The sequence below is a fragment of the Methylobacterium sp. Leaf93 genome (assembly GCF_001422345.1).
Lineage (GTDB): Bacteria > Pseudomonadota > Alphaproteobacteria > Rhizobiales > Beijerinckiaceae > Methylobacterium > Methylobacterium bullatum.
Window position 1 is genome coordinate 87483 of sequence record NZ_LMMS01000004.1, and the last position, 18235, is coordinate 105717.

Here is an 18235-nt window from a genome sequence, read left to right on the forward strand (position 1 = left end):
CCTTCATCTCCCGCGCGTCCGCAGGCGCGGGGTGCTGGCGCGGTAGGGCTGCGGCTCGACGCCCAGGGCGGCGAAGCAGCGCCCGAGGGCTACGAGGATCGGATGCAGGGCGATGGTGGGTTCCCGTGTCCGCGCCAGATTGAGGATGGCGCGTCCGAACGAGACCCCGAAGATGGCGAAGGATTTGCCGGCCAGGGTCACGAGGCCCAGACTGCCCTGCGCATGCTTGCGCTCGATCCGGTAATTGATGGCGCCGATCCGCAGGCCGCGTGCGGCGAGCCATCCCGTCCGCGTGCGGGCGAGAGGCACCGTCTCGGTGATGACCGCATCCGCCTCCCAGTAGAAGGTCACGCCGGAGCGGCGGGCACGGGTGAAGAAGTCGGTGTCGCCGCCGCCGAGGAAATTGTAGCTCGTGTCGAAGGGCGGAGCTCCCATCAGCGCGAAGGTGCGCCGCGTGATCAGGCAATTGCCGCTGCCGTAGATCATCGGAACCGGCCCGCTCTTGTCGTAGGCGGGGGCGAAGGCGGGGTGGGTGTCGAGGCCGGGCCGTGTTCCCGGTTGGAAGCGCGGGATCACCGGGCCGCCGACGATGCCGACCCCCGTGCGCTGCGCCGTGGCCACCATGCGCTCCAGCCAGTCGGGCTGTGCCAGCTCGTCGTCGTCGATCATCAGGAAATAACGGGTGTCGGGATAGGCCGTGAGGGCAGTGGTGAAGGCGCGGTTGATCGCCGAGCAATTGCCCTGGCGCTGCTCGACCACGCATTGGCCCTGGAGCGGTCCCTTCGCGAACACCGCTTCGGCGGCCGCCAAGCCGGCCTGCGACGCGCCGTCGTTGTCCACCACCACGACGGCGAAGCGGAGACCGGTCCGCTGGCGCGCCAGGGAGGCGAGGGTCTGGACGAGGTGCTCCGGCCGTTTGAAGGTCGGGACGCAGACCACCGCGTCGAAAGGATTGGCGCGCGCCATCACGACGCGCTTCCGGTGAAGCGCTCAATCACGGTCATCAGCGGCTTGGGCCTCAGGTCGGAATCCAGCGGAAGCGGCCGGTTCGCCGTGCCGTCGGGACGGGTGAAGTATATCGGCACCCAGGTATAACGATCCGTAATGCCCCAGGTAAGAACCTCGCTCGGTGGTATCACTTCATCCACGATCCGCAGGAAGTCGGCTGCTTTCCGCGCGATGATCTCGTCGCGGATGGCGACGTCCGTCGGCAGGCCGACATCGATCACGTCGAGCTCGGTGATCAGAACGTCGAGCTTCATCGCCGCGATCTCCCGCAGGAAGCCCTGAAGGCCGTCCCGGTCGATCTCCCGGTCGGCGAACAGGTGAGCCTGCAGGCCGATGGCGTGGATCGGGATGCCCCGGTCGAGAAGGGAGCGCGCGATGGCGAGGATGCCGGCGCGCCGCATGGCGAAGCGCGGGCCGACATACTCGATGTCGTATTCGTTGAGGACGAGCCGGGCCGCGGGATCGGCCGCGTGGGCGGCCTTGAAGGCGATCGGGATGTATTCGGCCCCGAGAGTCTTCGTCCAGACGAAGGGGCGCAGGTCCTGCGGCGAGGCCGGATCGTCGGGCATCGGCTCGTTCACCACGTCCCACGAACCGATGAAGCCGCGATAACGGGACACCACCGTCTCGATATGGCCGGTCAGCACCCATTCCGCCTCGACCCGGCTGGTGATCGCCTCCGCCCAGGCCGGCATTCCGCCATACCAGGCCAGGGTGTGGCCGCGCAGGCCGAGCCCGTTGCGGCGGGCGAAGGTGGCGATCCGGTCGGCGTCGCCGAAATCGAACGTCTCTCGGTTCGGCCGCAGGACCGGCCATTTCAGGGCGCCCTCCGGCACCAGCAGGCGGCACCTCTCCGCGAGGGCGGCACCGTAGCCGGCATCCGCCATGAGCGCGTCCCCCCGGACGGCGGCGCCAAACGGGATCGTCTTTCGCGGACCGGCGAGGACCGGACTGTCGTGCAGGATGCCTCCCGCGCCGAGCACGCCGCCCAGGACTCCCTTGAGGATAGACCGGCGATGGGGAAAGCCCTGCCTCATGCCGAAACCTCGCAAAGGGTGGGAGACGTCCAAAACGGCACACTCCGCCGGGGCATGGCGAAGGATTTTGCAAGTTCGGGTCCGCACATGAGATGATAGATGTCCCGATACGGTCGATAGGTGCGGCATGCCGTCCGCCGCCCGGCGATCGAACCGTGCACCTTAGACGCCAAAACTCGACGGCGTCTCGTTCCGACCCGCCCGCCTCGGGCGAGGCCGGCCCTTCTCCTGCCCCGTTTTGTGGCACGGGCTCTGCGGATGCATCGGCCATGACCGCCCAATCGTCCCGAAATCCGACACCCGGCGCGGGACGCCGCCTCGCGCCCCTACGCCTCGCGCCCTTGCGCCTCGTCGCCGGCGCATGGTCGACCCACCGCACCGTGCTGATCGGCTACGGCCAGCTCCTGGCCGGCGCCGGCGGGCGCCTCGTGCTCCAAATGGTCTACTTCCTGGTTCTCGCCAACACGCTGAGCCTCGCGGAGATGGGCGTCTTCGCCTCCGTCTCGGCGGCGGGCGTGATGATCGGCTGTCTGGCGGGCTTCGGCTTCCAATCCTTCGTGATGCGCTCTGCCGCCGGCCGGCGCTCGTCGATGGGAGGATATCTCGCCGTCTACTATGCCTGTTTCGGGCTCGCCTTGCCGATCATGCTCGGCCTCTCGCTGGCCCTCTACGTCCTGCTGTTCCGCAACGTGATCGCCCTGCCCGGCTACCTCGCGATCATCGTGGTCGAGATGGCGCTCTGGCGCCAGATTGAGCTCCTGGTTCAGGTCAATAACGGGCTCGGCCGCTACGCCGCGGCGGCGACGGTGATGTCGCTTCCCATCGGCTTCCGCGCCGCCGCCGCCGTGGCGTTCTGGGCTGCGGGCGGCGGCGATGCCGAAACCTGGGCCGTCTACTATCTCGTCGGCAACGCGATCTCGGTCGTCGTCCTCGCCATCCGCTTCCATCCGCGCACGCGGATGCGGTTCCGGGCAGCACTGCTCAAGGGCCGGCTGCGCGACGGACTGCTCTTTGCCGCTTCCTACTTCATGTTCCTCGCCCAGGGCGAGATCGACAAGCTCATCGTCCTGACGCTGGCCGGCGAGCGCATGGCGGGCATCTACGCCATCTCGATGCGGCTCATCGATTTCACCGGTGTGCCATTGCGGCCGATGTTCATGATGTATTCGCGTCAGCTCATCCAGGCCGGCCGCGCCACCCGGGCGTCCTTACGGAAATCTCTAAAGGTGGAAGCGATGGTAGCGGTCGTCTCGACCGGCGCCCTCGTCTTCATGGTCGCTGTCCTGCACATCCGCCCCGACCTTCTCGGCCCGAACGTGTCGGCGGCCTACGGCATGCTCACCGTCATCGTCGCCGTTCCGGCGGTGCGCAATCTTCTCGAATTTCATGGCGAGTTGTTCTTCGCCTTCGGTCGGATGGGGTTGCGCGCCGGCGTCACCGCGACCCTTATTGCCCTAAAGGCTCTGGGCTTCGCCCTGCTCCTCACGGCGCTTCCCGACCCGGCGCAGTGGAGCCTGTGGCTGAACGCGATCTATGTCGCGATCTACGCGTTCTCCTTCCTGACACTCTACGGTCTTCTGTGGCGGAACACGGCACCGTGATCGCGACACCCCGAGACAGGCGCCCTTCGATGACGGAATCCTTCACCCTTCCCGGCGCAGGGTCCCCCCGATGAGGGGCGGCGGATCGAAGGAGATGGGCATGAAGGCCGAGACCGGAGACCGTGCCGCCGCATCCGCGGGGCAGGACCGGGCCGAGCAGGATCGATCCAAGACGGTGGGCCTGATCACACTCAGCCACCGGGGCGATCTGGAGCGATGCGCCCTGCTGTTCGAAACCATCGATCGGCACGCGGCGTCGCGCGGCTGCCATTACGTCCTCGTCGACGACAGGGACGTGGCGCTGTTCGCGCGCTTTGCACGTCCCGACCGGCGGATCCTGCCGCAGTCGCAGTTCCTGCCCTGGTGGATCAAGCCGATCCCGTACCTGCGTCGGCGCCGGCTCCGCTACTGGTTCACGCCGTTCGGTAAGCCGGTCAGCGGCTGGCACATCCAGCAGATCGTCAAGATCGAGGCCACGCGCAGGCTGCCGGAGGCGCGCTACTGCCTGATCGATTCCGACGTCTGCTTCTTCCGGGACTTCGACCTCGCCGCCTTGGCCGAGCCCAATCCGACGCCGTTCCACGTCCATCCCGGCGGTGTCGTGGCCAACCGGCCGCGCCACATCCAATGGCTCGGCACTGCGAGCCGGCTCCTTGGCACCAAACCCCAGAGTGTGCCCGCCGACGATTACATCGACCAGATCATCATCTGGGACCAGGCGACGGCGCGCGCGATGACCGACCGGATCGAGGCGGTGACCGGCCGTGGCTGGGTCGCCGCTTTGTGCCGGGACCGCCACTTTTCAGAATACATGATCTACGGCACCTTCGTCACCAACACGTCCTCGGTGATGGCGCGGCATGCGGTGACGACGCAGCGCTTCTGCCGGACCCATTGGGACGACGACGCCCTGAGCGGGGCCGACATCCTGGCGATGCTGGACGCCGCCACCCCGACGGAGCGGGCCTTCTGCATCCAGTCCTTCGGATCGACGCCGCTCGCCACCATCCGCGCCAGTATCGACGCGTTCCGTGCCGAGGGCGGAGAAGAGCGTTCCAAGCTACGAACGGAGGCGGCCTGAGGCCTCATTCCGCCTGCGCCCGCACTTTCTGATGCACACCGCTCGCTGAGGCAAATCCCTCGCGGGTGATGAATGATGAGGGCGATCGACAGGGGCGCGAATAAGTTTCCTCGCGCCCGGTACTTGGAAAAGTAAGATTTGCCGTGTCATGTGTCGGAGCACGGTCGACGCACTTTCCGGAAGGCGGATTCTCCCCCCATGCCCTCGCAGAAGTCCTCGCTCCCGTCTCTCCCCATCACGACGGAATAGAGACGGAGTATGCAGGCCACGGCACAGGACGACATCACCTCCATGGCGGGGCAGGTCGGGCGGCAGGACCTCCACCATGACACGGAGATGCCGGCGGGCGAGGCCGGGTTCAGCCTCGCGAAGGTCCACGAAATTCTTGAGGCGCGGCTTCCGGCGGGCGAGGTCTCGGTCTACGAGGCTGGCGGCGGAGCATCCTCTTATCTTCCGGTCTCGGTGCTGCGCCGCTCCCGCGTGACCGTGGTCGATATCGACCCGACTCAGGTGAGCAACAACGGCTATGCCGATACGGTGATCTGCGGCGATGTCCAGGCCCACCGCTTCACGCCCCTGACCTTCGACCTCGTGACGAGCTACAACGTCATCGAGCATCTGCCGGATGTCGGCGCGGCGATGGAGCGCTTCGCCGAATGCCTGAAGCCCGGCGGCCTTCTACTGATCGGCGCACCGCATCCGCGCTCGCTCTCCGGCCTCGTGACGAAATATTCGCCGCACTCGTTCCACGTCTGGTTTTACCGCCATATCCGCGGTCACGAGCGGGCGGGCGAGCCGGGCGAACCTCCCTTCCCGGTCCATTATCACCCACTCGTCCTGCCAGCCCGACTGAAGCCGTTCCTCGATCGCCTCGGGCTCGAGCCGATCTACGAACACGTCTACGAGAGCCCGCGCTATGCGGAGATGCGGATACGTCGTCCGCGCCTCGCCGCCTTCATCGACGGTGTGACCGATGTGGTGAACAGGGTGATGGGGCGGCGCTTCAATCTGCGGCGCGGTGATTATCACTTGGTGCTGCAAAAGCGGTCCGGGCATCCGACGCCGCAATGACCCCCGACGCCATCCTCGATCGCGACGCGACCGAACTCAAGGCCCGGCTCTCGCTGCGGGCGCGGCTCTCGCATCGTCTGTCGCGGCATGTCCCGACCGCGCCCGCGCTCCCCCGTTTGTCCGGCCCGATGGTGAGCATCACCTTCGACGACGTGCCGGACACGGCCTGCAGCACAGGGGCCGCCCTCCTTGACGCCCATGGCGCCAAGGGCTCGTTCTACGTCTCCCGCACCCTCCTCGGCACCGCCACCGAGCATTGGCGGGTCGCCGGGGTCGAGGCCTTGGCGGAGATCCATCGCCGCGGGCACGAGATCGGCTGCCACACCCATGACCACAGCCTCGTTCCCACCCTCGACGCGCGGGACTTCGCCGCGGATATGGGGCGCAACCGGGACGCATTCGCCGCCCTCCTGCCCGGACTGACGCTGGAGAACTTCGCCTTTCCCTACGGCTATGCGTCGCTGGCCGCAAAGCGCGTGCTGAGCCGGACCTACGGGTCGGGCCGCAGCATCATGCCAGGCCTGAATACCGGCCGCATCGACCGCTACTTCCTGCGCGCGAACCCACTCTTCGACCGCTACCTCGACACGGGTCTCCTCGCCCGCCTGATGGAGGAGGCGGTGGCCCGCAACGGCTGGGTCATCTTCTTCGGTCACGACGTCGCCGAGGGAGCGAGCCCCTATGGCTGCTCCCCCGGCCTGCTGGAGGCCACCCTCGCGGCCGCCGGCCGGCGCGGCATTCCGGTGGTCTCGATCGCGCAAGGGATGGCGCGGGCGCGTGGTGTCGCCGCGGAGCTGTGCCCCATGGAGGAGGCATCCCGTTCGTCGAGCGAGGTCTCGGTGCGGCTCGCGGAGGGCGGCCCGCGCGACCCGTGATCCCGACCGCATCCGTGGGGCTTTCCGTCCCGTCCGGCGTGGTGACGACACCATGTCGTCAAGACGTCGCATCCGTTTCCGTCGGGCCGCGTAAAGACGTGATTCATCATCGTTTCGCGTCGTGACGCATTCATTGATGGTCGACTGAGAATTTAATCTAATCTGGACTCGCAGTTGCTATTCCCTCGTGCATTCCGCCGCGCACTCCGCGAAGTGTGCCGGCTCGGGACAGGAGCGGATGGAAACGGGATCGTCCAGTCGGCAATCCCGGTGCGCGCCGGACCCCGTTTTCCGTCGAAATTCCGCGATGTTGGGAGGCGATTGATGTTGGTCTACGACGATCCCCCGGCATCCGGCAGGCCCGGTGCGGCCGAGCCGGAGCGGAGCGCGTATCGCCTGTCCGTCGGAGGCGTGTTCTCGGCCCTGCGCCGTCGTATCGTCTGGATCCTCGCGTGCGCCCTCGTTCTGGCGGGTCTCGGCCTCGCCGTGGGAAAGATGCTGACCCCGCGCTTCACCGCCGAGGCGCAGATCTACATCGACCCGCGCGACCTGAACCTGGTCTCCCGCGAGCTGACCACCGGCGGCCAGGATTCCAACGCCTATCAGAGCGTGGTGGAGAGCCAGACCCGCCTCATCACCTCCAGCAGCGTGTTGCGCCGGGCCGTCGATGCCACCGGCCTCACCAAGGACGACGAGTTCGCGGGCGCGTCCGGCGGGATGGTCTCGAAGATCGCCGCCGCCCTGGGCCTCGGGAGCCCGGACGCGCCGCCGGATGCCGAGGGCGAGGCGAATGCGGCGATCGCCCTGCTGCAGCAGCGCCTCTCCGTGCGCCGGACGGGCCGGACCTACGTGATCGACGTCTCGGTCTGGTCTCGGGACGCGGCGAAGGCCGCCCGCCTCGCCAATGCCGTCGTGGCGGCCTACCTCGCCGAGGATGCCGCCAGCCGGACGGAGGCGGCCAACCGCGCCAATTCCGGCCTCACCGCGCGCCTCGGCGAGTTGCGCAACGCCCTCAACGCCGCCGAGAACCGGGTTCAGGCCTACCGGGCCGAGACCGGGCTCGTGGGCACCCGCGACGCCCTCGTCAGCGATCAGCAACTGACGCAGATCAACGCGCAGCTCGCCGCCGCCCGCGCGCGTGTCGTGGAGGCGCAGGCCCGCGTCGAGCAGAGCCAGCGCATCGCCCGCGCCGGCCTGGATGCCGGGGCGACGGACGATGTCCTCGCTTCGCAGACCGTGGCCGGCCTGCGCGGCCAATACGCGGAACTCACCCGTCGACAGGCCGAACTCACCAACGAACTCGGGCCGCGCCATCCCGCCGTCACCTCCATGGTCAAGCAGGTCGCCCAGGCGCGGCGCTCCATCGACCAGGAGGTCGCCCGCTTCGCCCAGGCGGCCCAGACCGACCTCGCCAAGGCGCGGGCCACCGCATCGGCCCTGGAGAAGAACTTCGACCAGGCCAAGGGCCGCACGGTCGGTCTCGCCCAGGCCTCCATCCGCCTGCGCGAGCTCGAGCGGGAGGCCGAGGCCAGCCGCTCGGTCTACGAGGCCTTCCTCACCCGCTCGCGCGAGACCGGCCAGCAGGCCTATCTCGACATGGGCAATGCTCGTGTCGTCTCCGCGGCGACGAAGCCGATCATGCGCAGCTTCCCGCCGCCGGCGCGCACGCTGATGGTGATGGGCCTCCTGGCGGGCCTCGGCCTCGGCGCGTTCCTCGCCCTGCTCGACGACTGGGCGCGTTTCGGCCGGCCGGAGCGCGTGTCGAGGCCGGCCCGGGCCTTCGCGGCAGCGCGGGCTCCCGAGCAGACGCAAGCCGAGGAGGCCCCGCCGGCCAGGGAAGTGCCGCGGGCCAAGCACGCTCCCGAGCCGACCCGCATGCCCGAGCCGGCCCCGCGGACCCGTTCGGTCGAGGCGCCGGTCCCGCCGCGTGCCCCCAGGGACAGCCGAAACCCCGCGACCCCCCGCGCCTTCCGCGCGGCCGATCTCCCCACACCCCGGCGATCGCCCATGGCCTTCTTTCGCGGCGGAGCGAAGGAGGCGGATAGCAAGCCGGCCGTCGAACCCGTAGCGCGAGCGGAGCCGGCACGTCCCGTGGAGCCGGCACGTCCGGTCAGATCCCATATCCGTCCCGAGCCCGAATCCCGCGCCGAACTCAAGCCGCCCCACGAACCGGAACAGGCCGTGACACCGTCGTTCGACAATCCCGCCTCGGCCAAGCGTCCCGCGGGGAAGCGCGCCTCGACCACATCGTTCAGCGTTTCGGGCGCCGCTGCGCTGGTGGGAGGGGGACGATGACGACGCCGTCCCGGGCGGTCCTCGGGCAGGTTCCCGTGACCTTTCTCGGCGGGATGTCGATCGCGGCTCTGGGAATGCAGGAGACCGTGGATAGGATGGCCGAGGCCGTGCGCCTCCATCCGAGACCCGGAACGCCCCTCTATTTCACCTCGGCCAACGGTGAGGTGATGTCGCGGCACGCACGGGATGCCGAGTTCGCGCGGCTGGTGGACATGGCCGATCTCATCAGTGCCGACGGACAGCCGATGGTGACGCTGTCACGCGTCGTCGGCGACCGGGCCCTGCCCGTGCGGGTCGCCACCACCGACCTCTATCACGAGGTCGCCCGCAAGGCCGCCGCGGAGGGCCTGACCTTCTATCTCTACGGCGCCACGGAGGACGAGAACCGCGCGGCGGTGGCGACGACGCAGCGCCTGTATCCGGCGCTGCGCATCGTCGGTCATCACCACGGCTACCTCGCGGGCGACGCGCTGACGGACAAGATCGCGGAGATCGACGCCCTGGCGCCGGACATTCTCTGGATCGCCCTGGGGGTACCGCGCGAGCAGGCCTTCGTGCGGGATCACGGTCCGCTCCTGCGCAACGTCGCCCTGATCAAGACCTCGGGCGGCCTGTTCAACTTCCTCTCCGGAAGCCGCAGCCGGGCACCGTCCTGGGTCCAGCGGGTCGGGTTCGAATGGCTCTGGCGGCTGGTGCAGGAACCCCGGCGCCTGTTCTGGCGATACTGTCTCACCAATCCCCACTCCCTCTACCTCATGCTCACGCGCAGCGGCGACCGTCGGCGCACGCGGCAAGGCGAGGGCAAGACCGGCGAGGCGATGGTGCTGGCGGAGCCCGAGAAGGACGATCTCGTCGGGAGACGGGCGAAGGGAGCCTGACCCCTCCTCCGCGCTCAATGCTGCGCGAAGCCTGCGGCCATGTTCACCGCCAGGGCCAGGACGCTGGTGTTGAAGAGGTAGGCGTAGACGGTCTGTGCCGTCACGATCCGGCGGAAGGTCTTGCTGGTGATGTCGGTATCCGAGGTCTGTGACGTCGCCCCGATGGTGACGGAGAAGTAGAGGAAGTCCCAGAAATCCGGATCCTCGTTCCCCGGAAAATCCAAGCCGCCGCGGTGCCGGCCCGTCTCGACCTCGCCGTAGTAGAGGTGAGTGTAATGCACGGTGAAGATCACCTGCACGAAGACCCAGGCGCAGAGCATCGTCATGACCGCCAGGGTGAAGTGGGCGAGGCGCGGCGCATCCGGCTCCCGCCCTCCGATCACCAGCATCGCCACGGCGCCGCAACTCGCGAGCCCTGCCAGGATGGCGAAGAGCGAGATCACCGGAGCGCTGTCGTCGAGCCGCGAGGCCTCCCGGCGCAGGGAGTCCTGCGACAGGGACGAGGTCCGCCAGATCACCAGGGCGGTGTAGACGACGACGCCGACGCACCAGCCGACGAGGAGGCGCGTCCAGATCGAGGCGAAGGGCAGGGCCACCGACAGCACCACCGCGCACACGATCGCCCCGAGGAGCCGCGGGCGCAGCAGGAAGGCCTGGAAGGGGTTCTGCATCGATGGGCCTCGCGCTCCGGCCCCCGGCTATAACGCCGGATCGCGCCGAGCGGTCATCGCATCCCCGTGAGAAGAGGTGCGCTCACTGGGACCCGGCGGAGGGCCCGGTATCACGCCTTGGGTGGGCGGCAGGCGGTGTCGCAGGAGGTCCCCGAGTACCGGGAGAACAGCCTGGCGAGATGAGGGCGCAGGGGCAGGAACCCGCGATAGGCGGCCTCGGCCAGGATCGGCATGCCGGGCAGACTCGCGAGGGTCGCGAGCCAGCCCCAGCCGGGCAACTCGCGCCAGAGCCGGATGAAGCCCGACGCCCCGGAGGCGAGGCGGCCCTGATCGTCCCGGACGTGGAAACGCGCCCGCGCGGCTTCGCGGCTGAGATCGGGGCCGAGCGTGGCGGGGGCGTCGTCGCCGCTGACGTCGACGAAGGCGAGGCGTTCGGCCCCGCGGCTACGCCGGTAGGTCCGGATCTCGGCGGAACAGAGCGGACAGGCCCCGTCGTAATAGACGGTCAGTGCGGCGGGTGGGGTCATGGTGGGCGGTACCGTCCCTCTTCATCGGCTCCAGAGAGGGAGACCGTGTCCGGGGACAACGCCGATACACGCGAAACGGCCACAGCCTCGATGGAAGCGGAGGTGTGGCCGTCTTTCGATGTGATGTCGGAGAGGCACCCGTGTTTCGGGATGCCCCCCGCGGGTCAGCGGGCGGCGAAGGCCTTGAGCGCGGCCTTGCCGGCGTAGCGACCCTGCGCGCCGAGGCCTTCCTCGATGCGGATGAGCTGGTTGTACTTGGCCAATCTGTCCGAGCGGGCGAGCGAGCCGGTCTTGATCTGTCCGCAATTGGTGGCGACAGCGAGATCCGCGATGGTGGAATCCTCGGTCTCGCCCGAACGATGCGACATCACGGCGGTGTAGCCGGCGCGCTGCGCCATATCGACGGCGGCCAGCGTCTCGGTGAGGGTGCCGATCTGGTTGACCTTCACCAGGATCGAGTTGGCGGTGTTCTCCGCGATGCCGCGCGACAGGCGGGTGACGTTGGTGACGAACAGGTCGTCGCCCACGAGCTGGCAGCGGTTGCCGACCTTCTCGGTCAGGAGCTTCCAGCCGGCCCAGTCGTCCTCGGACATCCCGTCCTCGATGGACAGGATCGGGTAGGAATCCACGAGCTTGGCGAGGTAATCGACCTGGGCCTCGATCGAGCGGGTCTGGCCCTCGCCCTCGTAATGGTAGGCGCCGTCCTTGAAGAACTCCGTGGCGGCGCAGTCCAGCGCCAGCACGATGTCGGTGCCGGGCTTGAAGCCGGCCGCCTGGATCGATTCCATCACGAAGTCGAGCCCGGCCTCGGCCGAGGGGAGGTTGGGGGCGAAACCGCCCTCGTCGCCGACATTGGTGTTGTGGCCGGCCTTCTTGAGCGCGCCCTTGAGGGTGTGGAACACCTCGGCGCCCATGCGCACCGCCTCGGCGAGCGAGGAGGCGCCCACCGGCATGATCATGAATTCCTGGAAGTCGATCGGGTTGTCGGCATGCGCGCCGCCGTTGATGATGTTCATCATCGGCACCGGCAGCACCCGCCCCTGGGTTCCGCCGACGTAGCGGTAGAGCGGCAGGCCGGCGGTCTCGGCGGCGGCCTTGGCCACGGCGAGCGAGACGCCGAGGATGGCGTTGGCGCCCAGCCGCGCCTTGTTGGGGGTGCCGTCGAGCTCGATCATCGCCTCGTCGACGGCGATCTGGTCCTCGGCATCCATGCCGCCGATGGCGTCGAGGATGTCGCCGCGGACCGCGGCCACCGCCTTGCGCACGCCCTTGCCGCCATAGCGTCCCTTGTCGCCGTCGCGCAGCTCCATCGCCTCGTGGGCGCCGGTGGAGGCGCCCGACGGCACGGCGGCACGGCCGAAGGAGCCGTCCTCCAGCAGGACGTCCACCTCGATGGTCGGGTTGCCCCGGCTGTCGAGGATCTCGCGGGCGGCGATGTTGGTGATCGCGGTCATGCGTGCCCCTAGCTCTCAAGATGTGGTGCGGCGGGCGCTCGCCCGAGCCGTCATGATCCCGCGGGAACCCCTCAACCGAGGGATGAGCCAGCGGAACCGGTCTGATCCAGGGCAGGCTTATCCGTCAACACGCCGCGTCCGGCAAGCGTCCCCCTGTGCGCGGAGGGCTTGGGACCGTGACAAATCTTTGCGGCGCGCACGAGAATTTCTGAAGCGGTCCGTTCGGGCCATCCCGCGAGGCCATGCGGCGGGCGAAGGGCCGGACTTCGCCGGCCGCGTCTACGCCCTTGATTTCATACGGGGAATCGAGGCGACACGTTCCCTTGCCGCGACCGGTGCGCTATAGCGGCGGACATGACCAGCCCGCCCCCCTCCTCCGACGGCCTGCAACTCGGCCAGGCCACCCCCCTGCCCGCCTCTCCGGAGGCGGCGCGCCTGGACCGGGTGCCGAATCCGCATCCCAAGACCGATTACCTCGCGCGTTTCACCGCGCCGGAATTCACATCGATCTGCCCGGTCACCGGCCAGCCCGATTTCGGCATCCTGATGATCGACTACGTGCCCGACCTCTGGCTCGTGGAATCGAAATCGCTGAAGCTCTATCTCGGCGCGTTCCGCAATCACGGCGCCTTCCACGAGGATTGCACCGTGGGCATCGGCCTCACCCTCGTCGACCTGCTCAAGCCCCGGTACTTCCGCATCGGCGGCTACTGGAACGCGCGCGGCGGCATCCCCATCGACGTGTTCTGGCAGACCGGCGAGCCGCCGAAAGCCATCTGGCTGCCGGACCAGGGGATCGCGCCCTATCGCGGCCGCGGCTGAGCCTCGGCGAAGCCGCATCCTGCCTCACCGATCTTCGGCGACGGCGCGGACGATCTCGTCGATCAGGCGTTCCTGTGCCTCGGTGGGACCTTGATGGACCTCCGCGACCGTCCGGAGCATGTCGGCGAAATGGTCTCGCTCCGCGAAACTCAGGGCATCGTGCAGGATTGGCGCCAGGACCTTGATGGCCAGCGTCGTATCGGGAGCCTGCGCGGCGGCGTGGCGGACGAACACCATCCGGGCATCGAGGTCGTCCCCGGCCTCCACGATGCCGCGCATCTGCGCCGTGATGACGGCCTCCTGCTCGGGCGTCGGTACGCCACGGAGACGGGCGACCATTTCCATCAGGACGCCGGCCGCATCGGCGGGATGGCGGAGGGAGCGCAGGGGTGCGGAGCGGATCTGCCGTTCGCTCGCCATCCGGCGGCGGGTGCCGCGCCAGTCTCGCACCGCGTTGTCGATATGCTCCATCCCGTTGCCGTACTTGATCCAATAGACCAGTCCGGCGACGAGGGCGCCGAAGACGGCTGCGATGATCGGCATTGCGCGGGTCCCCACCTGTTCGAAACGGGGCCTCCATGCAACCGTGCGGCCCATCCCGCAACCACCCGGCCATGCGGCCGGGATCGGAACACAAAAAAAAGACGGCCGGTAAAAACCGGCCGCCCTTCTCGCACGAAGTTTCGGGTGTGTCGGCTCAGTAGCCGTAGCCGTAGGCGGGCCGACCATAAGCCGGGCGACCATAACCGTTGTTGTAATAGGAATCCCGCGCGGCTCCGGCCGCGATGGCGCCGGCTGCCAGGCCCGCGATGCCCAGGCCGACTGCGGCACCGGTTCCGATGCCACGACGATGGCCACCACCGTAGGCGTAACCGCGGCTGCCATACCCACGATGTCCATAACCGCGATGGCCGTAGCCACCGTGGGCGTAACCACCATGGCCGCCGCGACCATAGCCATGACCGTGTCCGGGGCGGGCTTCCGCCGCCGTTCCGGCAGCCATGGCGCCGAGGGAAAGGGTGACGGCCGTGATCAGTGCGAACTTGCGCATGGGGCTCCTCAAATCGTTGTCACATTCAAGTGATGACAACGGGATGAAAACGGGTTGGTTCCATTGTCATGGCGGTACGAACGAGTCCGGGTGACGAGTCTCGGTCAGCGGCTGGACTTCGCTAGGCGATCGAAAGCCTGCAAGGTCTCCAGTAACGCCGGCATCGCCCGGAGAGGAACCATGTTGGGGCCGTCCGACGGAGCATGATCCGGATCGGGATGGGTCTCGATGAACAGGCCGGCGACCCCCACCGCCACGGCGGCGCGGGCCAGCACCGCCACGAACTCGCGCTGCCCGCCGGAGGTGGCACCCTGCCCGCCCGGCTGCTGCACCGAATGGGTCGCGTCGAACACGACGGGGGCACCGTGCGTGACCTGTGCCATGATCGGCAGGCTGCGCATGTCGGAGACCAGCGTATTGTAGCCGAAGGAGGCGCCGCGCTCGGTGACAAGGACGTTCGGGTTGCCGGCATTCGTCACCTTGGCAGCCACGTGGGCCATGTCCCAGGGGGCGAGGAACTGGCCCTTCTTCACGTTCACCACGCGGCCCGTGGCGGCGGCCGCCAGGAGCAGGTCGGTCTGCCGGCACAGGAAGGCCGGGATCTGGAGGACGTCGATGACCTCCGCCGCCGGCGCGCACTGGGCCGCCTCATGGACGTCGGTGAGGACGGGCAGGCCGAAGCGCTCCTTGATCTCGGCGAAGATCGGCAGCGCCCCGGCGAGGCCGAGACCGCGCGCGGTGGAGCCCGAGGTCCGGTTGGCCTTGTCGAACGAGCCCTTGAACACCATGCCGATCCCGAGGTGGTCGGTCATGCCCTTGAGTGCGTCGGCGATCTCGATGGCGTGGTCGCGGCTCTCGAGCTGGCACGGGCCGGCGATGAGCGCGAAGGGTAGATGGTTGGCGAAGGCGGTGGACCCCGCCATCACGACGGGACCGGCGGGTGAGCGAGCGGGTTCGGACATGGCGCCCGGTCTAGCCCGCCTGAGCCCCGTCGAAAAGACCGGCGCGACGGCGAAGGATCGTCCGACCATGCCGGGTGAGCATGCAGCGGGTGAGGTCGGGCGCTGCGCCAACCAGACCGAGCGTGTCGGCGAGCCCCTGCCCGCTCGTCTCGCATCGCAGGGCCGCATTCCCTGCCCGTCCCGCCTGCGCCATCCCCGTGAGGCGGGAATCCCGATGAAGCGTGCGGGCCAGGATCTCGACCATGCCGGCCCTCGCGCCGGTCAGCCCTTCCGCCGCCAGCCCGATCAGGATGAAATAGGCGCCGGCCGGCTCAGGGTCGCGCGACCCGAACGCCATCCGCGCCGGAGCCCGGCAATCGAGGCTCATGCGATTCGCATCCTCGGCGCGGAACACGGCGAGCGACGCCTCGCGCCCTGTCAGCGACGCGCCGGTGGCCCGGATCATCCGCGCGGTGAGCCGGTCGCAGGATTCCGTCGCCCTCGCCGGATCCGGTGTCGAGGGCAGGAGGATGGCGGTCAGGAGGCAGGCGATGGATGGAAGGGATCGGGCTTTCATGGGCCCGATCCTAAAGCAGGCCGCCGCTCGAGCCCAACGATCTCAGCGTCGCGTTCCGATCGATCCCGTCACATCCGGGGGACAGGCCTCGTGGGCGTGCGAGCGGAGGACCCGGCGCAGTCGTAACGGATAGGCGCCCGTCTCGTCTTCCACCGTGCCCACCAGCGCATCCGTCGCCAGGGTGCCACGGAAGGCGACGTTGCCCCGTTCGCCGCCTACGAGGAACGACAAGGTCTTGGTGTCGTCGTCGAGGGTGAGGCTCTCGGCCTGCGCCGACTGGGATGCGGTCTCGTAGATCAGCACGTCGCCGGTGGGAAAGCGCCTGAGTGTGATTCGCCGCCCTGCCCGCTCGCCGCTCTCGGTGGCCGTGCAGAGATCCGCGAAGACGAAGGTTCCCGTGGCCCAGACCGGTTTCGCCGCCACGGACTTGGCGCGGGCAGGCCCTGTCGCCGCCATCGTCGAGGCGAGGGCCGCAAGCGGCAGGCCGGCCATCAACAACCGCTTCACAACCTGCATCGGATTCTCCCCCTCCGTGCTCGCATCAGGAGACCCGCAGCCTCGCTCCGTCATGTCTCTGGATTGCGACAGGATCCGGCCTCGGCGTGCGCGAAGGCACCTCGGCGCTCGAAGCAAGATTCGGTCCCGTCGGCCTTGGATGCCGTCACGCGAAGCGCCGGCCCGAACGAACGGGCCGGCGCTGATGGAAAGGCCGTCTGAGAGGCGGCCGGACTTGTCACCGTCGGGCCGCCGAGCGGGTGTTCACCCGGCCTTGTTGAGGGCTACGGCGACGAAGCGGGTCACGCCCTTGGTGCTCTTGACCCGCATCAGCACCGCCTTGCGGCCGCTGGCCTCGGCCGCCTTGATGCGCTCGGCGATCTCCGAGGGCTTCGAGACGCTGGAGCCGGCCACATCGAGGATGATGTCGCCCTGCTCGATGCCCTTGGCCGCGGCCGGACCGTCGGGATCGACATCCATCACCGCGACGCCCTCGTCGCCGGCACCGACCTGCGCGGCCGGGGCGAGGCTGAGGCCCAGGCGCGGCTGGCCGTCGCTCGTCGAGCTGCTGCGGTTATCGTTGCCCGCCTTCGGATCGTTCGGCAGGGCGCCGAGCTCAACCGTGGCGGTGTCGGACTTGCCAGCCCGCAGATAGGCGAGTTCCACCTTGGCGCCGGGCTTCAGGCCGGCGATGCGGCGGGACAATTCGCGGGCATCGTTCACCGACGCGCCGTTGACCGATTCGATCACGTCACCGGATTTGAGGCCGGCCTTGGCCGCCGGGGTGCCGGGTTCGGCATGATCGACGAGGGCGCCCTTGGCCTTGTCGAGGCCGAGACCGTCGGCGATGTCCTTCGTCACCGGCTGGACCTGCACGCCGAGGTAGCCGCGGGCCACCTTGCCGTCGGCACGGAGCTGATCGACCACCGCCTGGACGGTCTCGGCCGGGATGGCGAAGGCCAGGCCCACGCTGCCGCCCGAGGGCGAGGCGATGGCAGTGTTCACGCCCACCACCTCACCGCCGACATTGAAGGTCGGACCGCCGGAATTGCCCTTGTTGATGGGCGCGTCGATCTGGAGGAAGTCATCATAGGGGCCGGCGCCGATGTCGCGGCCACGGGCCGAGACGATGCCGGCGGTGACCGTGCCGCCGAGGCCGAACGGGTTGCCGATGGCCACCACCCAATCGCCGACGCGGGGCGCGGTCTTGCCCAGCGAGACGTAGGGGAAGGTGCCGCCTTCGGTGATCTTGAGCAGCGCGAGATCGGTCTTGGGGTCCTTGCCGATGACCTTGGCGTCGAGGGTGCGGTTGTCGTCGAGCGTCACCTGCACGGTCTTGGCCTTGTCGACCACGTGGTTGTTGGTGACGACGTAGCCGTCGGCCGAGATGATGAAGCCCGAGCCCATGGCGCCGCGCTGGCCCTGACGCTTGGGCGAGGGACCGCCGAAGCCCTGGCCCTGCCCCGGACCGCCCTGGCCGAAGCGCTTGAAGAACTCGCGCAGCTGCGGCGGAACCTGCTGCTGGCCCTGCCCGGGGCCGTCATCGTCATCCATGCCGGCGCTGTCGTCGAGCTTCACCTTCACGGCGACCACGCCGGGCTTCACCTTGTCGACCACGCTGGCGAAGGAGCCGGGCGGATGGTCCGGCACGTCGATGGGGTTCTTGGACAGGGCCTGGGCATAGGCAGGGGTGGAGGGCTGGGTTAGGCCAACGCCGGCCGCGCCGGTCGCCACCAGGGCGATAGCGGCGACGGAGGCGAGGGCGTTACGGCGCAGGCGAGAGGTGGACGAGATCATGGACTGGGCTCTCCGGAAAGGTCGTGTCCCCGCTGAGCGGGGCCATGACCCTCC

18 protein-coding genes are annotated in these 18235 nt (G+C 68.7%); 7 read left to right on the forward strand and 11 right to left on the reverse strand.

What is annotated here, in order from left to right; genetic code table 11:
* Positions 1 to 3 precede the first annotated feature (3 nt).
* Positions 4 to 966, reverse strand: a complete 963-nt coding sequence (locus tag ASF26_RS05725) for a glycosyltransferase family 2 protein (RefSeq protein ID WP_056250689.1) — start codon at positions 964 to 966, stop codon at positions 4 to 6.
* Complete coding sequence (locus tag ASF26_RS05730) at positions 966 to 2045, reverse strand: endo-1,4-beta-xylanase (RefSeq protein WP_056250692.1); 1080 nt, start codon at positions 2043 to 2045, stop codon at positions 966 to 968. Before ASF26_RS05730 ends, ASF26_RS05725 begins: the two co-directional genes overlap by 1 nt.
* A gap of 269 nt (positions 2046 to 2314) precedes the next feature.
* Here ASF26_RS05730 and ASF26_RS05735 point away from each other — a divergent pair, with 269 nt between their 5' ends.
* From ASF26_RS05735 to ASF26_RS05760, 6 genes are all read left to right on the forward strand, one after another.
* The gene (locus ASF26_RS05735; protein ID WP_056250694.1) at positions 2315 to 3646 is read left to right on the forward strand and encodes a hypothetical protein; all 1332 of its coding nucleotides are present in this window, start codon (positions 2315 to 2317) and stop codon (positions 3644 to 3646) included.
* Positions 3647 to 3746: 100 nt separating this feature from the next.
* On the forward strand, positions 3747 to 4727 hold the full coding sequence (locus ASF26_RS05740; protein WP_244475844.1) for a DUF6492 family protein: 981 nt from the start codon (positions 3747 to 3749) through the stop codon (positions 4725 to 4727).
* Between the two features lie 258 nt (positions 4728 to 4985).
* The gene (locus ASF26_RS05745) at positions 4986 to 5798 is read left to right on the forward strand and encodes a class I SAM-dependent methyltransferase (protein WP_056250698.1); all 813 of its coding nucleotides are present in this window, start codon (positions 4986 to 4988) and stop codon (positions 5796 to 5798) included.
* Positions 5795 to 6673: a polysaccharide deacetylase family protein gene (locus ASF26_RS05750; protein WP_056250701.1), complete on the forward strand. Its 879-nt coding sequence runs from the start codon at positions 5795 to 5797 to the stop codon at positions 6671 to 6673. The genes ASF26_RS05745 and ASF26_RS05750 overlap by 4 nt, the downstream gene beginning before the upstream one ends.
* Before the next feature lie 324 nt (positions 6674 to 6997).
* On the forward strand, positions 6998 to 8968 hold the full coding sequence (locus ASF26_RS05755; protein ID WP_056250703.1) for a GumC family protein: 1971 nt from the start codon (positions 6998 to 7000) through the stop codon (positions 8966 to 8968).
* Entirely contained in the window at positions 8965 to 9846 is an 882-nt protein-coding gene (locus ASF26_RS05760; RefSeq protein WP_056250704.1) for a WecB/TagA/CpsF family glycosyltransferase, read from the forward strand. The genes ASF26_RS05755 and ASF26_RS05760 overlap by 4 nt, the downstream gene beginning before the upstream one ends.
* A gap of 14 nt (positions 9847 to 9860) precedes the next feature.
* On the opposite strand, the gene ASF26_RS05765 is transcribed toward ASF26_RS05760, so the two are convergent.
* From ASF26_RS05765 to eno, 3 genes are all read right to left on the reverse strand, one after another.
* A complete protein-coding gene (locus tag ASF26_RS05765) occupies positions 9861 to 10517 on the reverse strand; it encodes a DUF1345 domain-containing protein (RefSeq protein ID WP_056250706.1) in 657 nt (218 codons plus the stop codon).
* A 110-nt stretch (positions 10518 to 10627) separates the two neighbouring features.
* Positions 10628 to 11044 (reverse strand): DUF393 domain-containing protein, encoded by a 417-nt coding sequence (locus ASF26_RS05770; protein WP_056250708.1) that lies wholly within the window; start codon positions 11042 to 11044, stop codon positions 10628 to 10630.
* A gap of 164 nt (positions 11045 to 11208) precedes the next feature.
* A complete protein-coding gene (eno, locus tag ASF26_RS05775; RefSeq protein ID WP_018043794.1) occupies positions 11209 to 12498 on the reverse strand; it encodes a phosphopyruvate hydratase in 1290 nt (429 codons plus the stop codon).
* A 354-nt stretch (positions 12499 to 12852) separates the two neighbouring features.
* Here eno and queF point away from each other — a divergent pair, with 354 nt between their 5' ends.
* Entirely contained in the window at positions 12853 to 13320 is a 468-nt protein-coding gene (gene queF / locus ASF26_RS05780; RefSeq protein ID WP_018043795.1) for a preQ(1) synthase, read from the forward strand.
* Between the two features lie 24 nt (positions 13321 to 13344).
* Here the strand turns inward: queF and ASF26_RS05785 are convergent, their stop codons facing one another.
* From ASF26_RS05785 to ASF26_RS05810, 6 genes are all read right to left on the reverse strand, one after another.
* Positions 13345 to 13863, reverse strand: coding sequence for a hypothetical protein (locus tag ASF26_RS05785; RefSeq protein ID WP_056250710.1), 519 nt, complete (start codon positions 13861 to 13863; stop codon positions 13345 to 13347).
* Positions 13864 to 14017: 154 nt separating this feature from the next.
* Positions 14018 to 14371 carry a hypothetical protein gene (locus ASF26_RS05790; RefSeq protein ID WP_056250711.1) on the reverse strand — a complete coding sequence of 118 codons (354 nt, stop codon included), beginning with the start codon at positions 14369 to 14371 and terminating at the stop codon, positions 14018 to 14020.
* A 104-nt stretch (positions 14372 to 14475) separates the two neighbouring features.
* Positions 14476 to 15333 (reverse strand): 3-deoxy-8-phosphooctulonate synthase, encoded by an 858-nt coding sequence (gene kdsA / locus ASF26_RS05795; protein WP_056250713.1) that lies wholly within the window; start codon positions 15331 to 15333, stop codon positions 14476 to 14478.
* Positions 15334 to 15343: 10 nt separating this feature from the next.
* On the reverse strand, positions 15344 to 15889 hold the full coding sequence (locus tag ASF26_RS05800; RefSeq protein ID WP_056250715.1) for a hypothetical protein: 546 nt from the start codon (positions 15887 to 15889) through the stop codon (positions 15344 to 15346).
* A 42-nt stretch (positions 15890 to 15931) separates the two neighbouring features.
* The gene (locus ASF26_RS05805; RefSeq protein WP_056250718.1) at positions 15932 to 16405 is read right to left on the reverse strand and encodes a hypothetical protein; all 474 of its coding nucleotides are present in this window, start codon (positions 16403 to 16405) and stop codon (positions 15932 to 15934) included.
* A 243-nt stretch (positions 16406 to 16648) separates the two neighbouring features.
* Positions 16649 to 18181: a Do family serine endopeptidase gene (locus tag ASF26_RS05810; protein ID WP_056250720.1), complete on the reverse strand. Its 1533-nt coding sequence runs from the start codon at positions 18179 to 18181 to the stop codon at positions 16649 to 16651.
* Positions 18182 to 18235 lie beyond the last annotated feature (54 nt).

Coding starts and splice junctions, on each gene's coding strand:
- queF (WP_018043795.1), top strand. CDS start 12,853: ATGACCAGCCCGCCCCCCTCCTCCGACGGCCTGCAACTCGGCCAGGCC.
- ASF26_RS05735 (WP_056250694.1), top strand. CDS start 2,315: ATGACCGCCCAATCGTCCCGAAATCCGACACCCGGCGCGGGACGCCGC.
- ASF26_RS05740 (WP_244475844.1), top strand. CDS start 3,747: ATGAAGGCCGAGACCGGAGACCGTGCCGCCGCATCCGCGGGGCAGGAC.
- ASF26_RS05785 (WP_056250710.1), bottom strand. CDS start 13,863: ATGCCGATCATCGCAGCCGTCTTCGGCGCCCTCGTCGCCGGACTGGTC.
- ASF26_RS05760 (WP_056250704.1), top strand. CDS start 8,965: ATGACGACGCCGTCCCGGGCGGTCCTCGGGCAGGTTCCCGTGACCTTT.
- eno (WP_018043794.1), bottom strand. CDS start 12,498: ATGACCGCGATCACCAACATCGCCGCCCGCGAGATCCTCGACAGCCGG.
- ASF26_RS05805 (WP_056250718.1), bottom strand. CDS start 16,405: ATGCAGGTTGTGAAGCGGTTGTTGATGGCCGGCCTGCCGCTTGCGGCC.
- ASF26_RS05750 (WP_056250701.1), top strand. CDS start 5,795: ATGACCCCCGACGCCATCCTCGATCGCGACGCGACCGAACTCAAGGCC.
- ASF26_RS05810 (WP_056250720.1), bottom strand. CDS start 18,181: ATGATCTCGTCCACCTCTCGCCTGCGCCGTAACGCCCTCGCCTCCGTC.
- ASF26_RS05730 (WP_056250692.1), bottom strand. CDS start 2,045: ATGAGGCAGGGCTTTCCCCATCGCCGGTCTATCCTCAAGGGAGTCCTG.
- ASF26_RS05790 (WP_056250711.1), bottom strand. CDS start 14,371: ATGCGCAAGTTCGCACTGATCACGGCCGTCACCCTTTCCCTCGGCGCC.
- ASF26_RS05725 (WP_056250689.1), bottom strand. CDS start 966: ATGGCGCGCGCCAATCCTTTCGACGCGGTGGTCTGCGTCCCGACCTTC.
- kdsA (WP_056250713.1), bottom strand. CDS start 15,333: ATGTCCGAACCCGCTCGCTCACCCGCCGGTCCCGTCGTGATGGCGGGG.
- ASF26_RS05765 (WP_056250706.1), bottom strand. CDS start 10,517: ATGCAGAACCCCTTCCAGGCCTTCCTGCTGCGCCCGCGGCTCCTCGGG.
- ASF26_RS05755 (WP_056250703.1), top strand. CDS start 6,998: ATGTTGGTCTACGACGATCCCCCGGCATCCGGCAGGCCCGGTGCGGCC.
- ASF26_RS05800 (WP_056250715.1), bottom strand. CDS start 15,889: ATGAAAGCCCGATCCCTTCCATCCATCGCCTGCCTCCTGACCGCCATC.
- ASF26_RS05745 (WP_056250698.1), top strand. CDS start 4,986: ATGCAGGCCACGGCACAGGACGACATCACCTCCATGGCGGGGCAGGTC.
- ASF26_RS05770 (WP_056250708.1), bottom strand. CDS start 11,044: ATGACCCCACCCGCCGCACTGACCGTCTATTACGACGGGGCCTGTCCG.